This window comes from Streptomyces oceani, from assembly GCF_001751245.1.
Lineage (GTDB): Bacteria > Actinomycetota > Actinomycetes > Streptomycetales > Streptomycetaceae > Streptomyces > Streptomyces oceani.
In genome coordinates this window covers 17,021-20,870 of record NZ_LJGU01000124.1, presented here as the reverse complement: position 1 = coordinate 20,870, position 3,850 = coordinate 17,021, and the positions used below count along the sequence as shown (strand labels likewise).

Below are 3,850 nucleotides of genomic sequence, written 5' to 3'. Positions count from 1 at the left end.
AGCGCCTCGGCGTGCCCGAGGCGCTCGGCCTCGGCGGCGAGTTCGGCGTCCTCGCCGGGCTGCGGCTCGACGGCCTCGATCTCGTCCAGGCCGAAGCGCAACAGGTCGGCTTCCCGGGCGCGTTCCCGGGCCTGCTCGGTGAGTTCGGCCCATTCGGAGCTGACCGTACGCAGCCGCTCGTACGCCACCGCGTACTCGGCCAGCGGGCCGGAGACGGCCTCGCCCGCGTACCGGTCCAGCGCCTGGCGCTGCCGGGCGGTGCGGAGCAGGCCCTGCTGGTCGCTCTGTCCGTGCACGGCGACCAGGTCCTCGCGCAGTTCGGCGAGCAGCCCGACGGGCACGGACCGGCCGCCGAGGTGGGCACGGGAGCGGCCCTCGGCGGAGACCGTACGGCTGACGAGCAACTCCCCGTCATCCAGTTCGGCGCCGGCCTCGGCGGCGCGTACGGCCGCCGCGGACTCCGGGGCTATGGACACCCGGCCCTCCACGACGGCGGCCTTCGCGCCGGCCCGTACGAGGGCGGCGTCCGCACGTCCGCCGAGCAGCAGGCCGAGGCTGGTGACCACCATGGTCTTGCCCGCGCCGGTCTCCCCGGTGACGGCGGTGAAACCGGGCGCCAGCTCGACGACGGCGTCGTCGATCACGCCCAGGGCTTGGATGCGCATTTCCTCCAACACGGATACGACCATACGAGGTTCCCCGGCCGGCGCCACCCTCGGTCCGCCGTGGCGCGGGGTCGCTGTAGACTTCCGGCTCCCCTTTCCCCGCAGGTCAGGGCCGATATGCGCGGGGCGGCACAGCTTTCGGGAGACGGCCGGTGGGGATCGAGGGCGCCGAACTCCTCACAAACGAACAAGGGAAACGGCCATGGAACACCTGTGGGAAGTCCAGGCGGCACTGGAGAACGGCACTCTGGCACCCCTGGAGGCACGCGAGGAGCTGTTCCGGCGTCTGGCGAAAGGATCCGACCGTGGCGTACGGGCCGCGCTCGAGATGTTGTCGGAGAGCCATAACACGGGCGTCCGCGACTATCTGACGCAGTACCTCGAACTCCTCCCCGGCGCACGGGAGACGAAGACCCAGGCCGCGAGGCGACTGCGGCACGAGCCCGAGGGGTGCGGGAGCGCCGCGCGGTTGGTTCCCTGGCTACCGGAGGACCTTGTCCGGGGCTTCGTCGAGGACTACCTCGAGCTCAGCGGCCCCGGGGACGACCTGTTGAGCGTGCTCTACTACATCGGACTGCACTTTCCGGAGCTTCTTCGCCCCGTCGCCGACCGCGTCGACGACGGGTTCACCCGAGGCACGCTGCTCTCCGGCGCCGGTGATCACGTGGCGGACCGCCTCCTCGGCACGTGGCGTGAGCGACGTGACCAAACGGCCCTCCGCGACCTCGCGTACCTCAGAACCGATCGAGCACGCGAGCACGTCCGCTCCCTTCGGTCGGAGATCGAGGACCCCGCGGAGTGGGAGACGCTTCTGGAACTGGCCGGCGAACTGCCCGACACCGGCGAGCCGGCGGGCTATCGCCCCACCTTCCGGGGGTTCTTGGTGGAGGCCGGCGCGAGTCCGCACGTCGTCGGGTCGAACACCACGTCGATAGTTCCGTCGTGCCGGGCGTGCCAGGAACCCACCACGCCGCTTCTACGGCTGTCGGCGGCCTCGCTGCCGTACGAGCTGAGCGCCGACCCGGAGTTCTTCTGGTATTCCTGCGACTGTGAGTCCTCGTGTTCGGGGGACGTGTCCTCCCTGACCGCCCGGGTCGGCCCGGACGGTCCGCACTCCTTCGAGGGTCCGCTGAGGGCGGCCGACCCGGAGATACGCGTCACTCCCGGGGGCGAACTCTCCATGCTCCTGGAGGAGCTGCCGAACCAGATCGGGGAGAGCGTTCCGGGGGCGCCCGGGTACACGGGGCACCGCGTGGGCGGACCGCCGCACTGGTCCGAGCCCGGGCGCCATCCGACGTGCCCGGAGTGCGCGAAGGTGATGCCGCACCTGGCGACCATGGACAGCGGTCGTACACCGTACGGCGAACTGACCTACGACGAACTGCTCCTGTGCTTCTGGTGCGACGGATGCTACGTCTCCAGCACCGTGGCGCAGATCTAGTCGTACGGGCCGGCCGCGGGGATCGCTCTGGCGGAGCTTGCCCGGCACGCGCATCCGCCACGTTGTCGTCTCAACACGCAGTGCAGCCGCGCTCGTTCCCCTCGGCCTCCGGCCTGGGGAGGCCCCAACACCAGACACCAGACCCCGCTTGCTGATCCACGAAGATCCTCGTGTGCCGTGTGTTCGAGGTTCGACCGGGACGTGCCCACGCCGGCGGCCCCACCTCGCACGGGTTCCCTACCGCGCCGCGCCGCGCCAACCCGAGACGGGCAGAGCGAACTTGGCCACCAGCCGGTCCGTGAACGAGGCGTGGTGCAGCCGCGCCAGCCACACCGGCACCGCACCGCGCCGCACCTCCACCCGCGCGCCGGCCGGCAGGTCCACGCTGCGCCGCCCGTCGCACCAGAGCACGCCGTGCGGCGTCTCCGGCTGCACCTCCACCGCGAGCACCGAGTCGGGGGCGGTGAGCAGCGGCTTGGCGAACAGCGCGTGCGCGCTGATCGGGACCATCAACAGCGCCTCGACCTCCGGCCACACCACCGGCCCGCCGGCGGAGAAGGCGTAAGCGGTGGAGCCGGTCGGGGTCGCGCACACCACCCCGTCGCAGCCGTAGCGGGAGACCGGCCGGCCGTCGATCTCGGCGACCACCTCCACCATCCGCTCCCGAGCGGCCTTCTCCACCGACGCCTCGTTCAACGCCCAGTCGGTGTGCACGACGTGGCCGTCCGTACGCACGAGCACGTCCAGTGTCATCCGCTCCTCGACCTCGTAGTCCCGCGCCACCACGCGGTCCACGACCTGATCCAGGTCGTCGCGTTCGGCCTCCGCCAGGAAGCCGATCCGGCCCAGGTTCACGCCGACCATCGGCACCCCGGAGGCGCGGGCGAACTCGGCTCCGCGCAGCAGGGTGCCGTCGCCGCCGAGCACCACCAGCAACTCGCAGCCGGCCAGCACGTCCTCGTCCACCTCGACGGTCTCCACCGCGTCCGGCAACGGCAGGTCGCTGGCCTCCGCGCCGAGCACCCGTACTCCCACGCCCCAGCGCAACAGCCCCTGTACGACCAGTTCCGCGCTGCGTACGGCGGCGGGCCGGCCCGTGTGCGCGAGCAGGAAGACCGTGCGTTTCGCGGGCTCCCCGCCCTGGCCTCGACTGGTCAATTCGGCCCCTCCGCCACTGCTCGGTCGGCCTCCGCCGGGTCCAGCTCGGGTGCCCCGGCGCGTAGCCACAGAAAGTACTCGACGTTCCCGGACGGCCCCGGCAGGGGGCTGGCGGTGACGCCCAGCACCCCGAGACCGTGCTCGGCCGCCCGCCCGGCGACGGCGCGGACCGCCTCCGCGCGCAGTTCCGGGCTGCGTACGACCCCGCCACTGCCCAGCCGCTCACGCCCGACCTCGAACTGTGGCTTGACCATCAGCACCAGGTCGGCCGTGGGAGCGCAGCAGCGCACCAGCGCGGGCAGCACCAGGCCGAGCGGGATGAACGAGAGGTCGCCGACCACCAGGTCGACCGGCTCGTCGGCCAGGTCGGCGAGGGTCAGTTCGCGGATGTTCGTACGATCTCGCACGGTGACCCGTGGATCGCCGCGCAGCGACCAGGCGAGCTGACCGTAGCCGACGTCGACCGCCACCACGTGCGCGGCGCCGGCCCGCAGCAGCACGTCGGTGAAGCCGCCGGTGGAGGCGCCCGCGTCGAGCGCCCGGCGGCCCTCGACCCGCAGGCCCCGCGGCTCGAAGACCGCCTGCT

At 72.2% G+C, this 3,850-nt stretch carries 4 protein-coding genes; 1 reads left to right on the top strand and 3 read right to left on the bottom strand.

Features of this window, described 5'->3' with window-relative positions:
• Nucleotides 1–689, bottom strand: a 689-nt coding sequence (locus AN216_RS13245) for an AAA family ATPase (protein WP_170843113.1), incomplete at its 3' end; no start/stop codon positions are given.
• Nucleotides 690–867: 178 nt separating this feature from the next.
• On the opposite strand from AN216_RS13245, the gene AN216_RS13240 reads away from it, so the two are divergent.
• Complete coding sequence (locus AN216_RS13240) at nt 868–2,106, top strand: hypothetical protein (protein ID WP_070196877.1); 1,239 nt, start codon at nt 868–870, stop codon at nt 2,104–2,106.
• A gap of 237 nt (nt 2,107–2,343) precedes the next feature.
• Here AN216_RS13240 and AN216_RS13235 read toward each other — a convergent pair whose 3' ends face one another.
• Nucleotides 2,344–3,264, bottom strand: a complete 921-nt coding sequence (locus tag AN216_RS13235) for an NAD kinase (RefSeq protein WP_070196876.1) — start codon at nt 3,262–3,264, stop codon at nt 2,344–2,346.
• The coding region (locus AN216_RS13230; RefSeq protein WP_139140915.1) for a TlyA family RNA methyltransferase at nt 3,261–3,850 on the bottom strand (590 nt) is incomplete at its 5' end. The genes AN216_RS13230 and AN216_RS13235, both read right to left, overlap by 4 nt.

Bases quoted from the DNA above. Each gene is read 5' to 3' on its own strand.
- AN216_RS13240 (WP_070196877.1), top strand. From the start codon at position 868: ATGGAACACCTGTGGGAAGTCCAGGCGGCACTGGAGAACGGCACTCTG.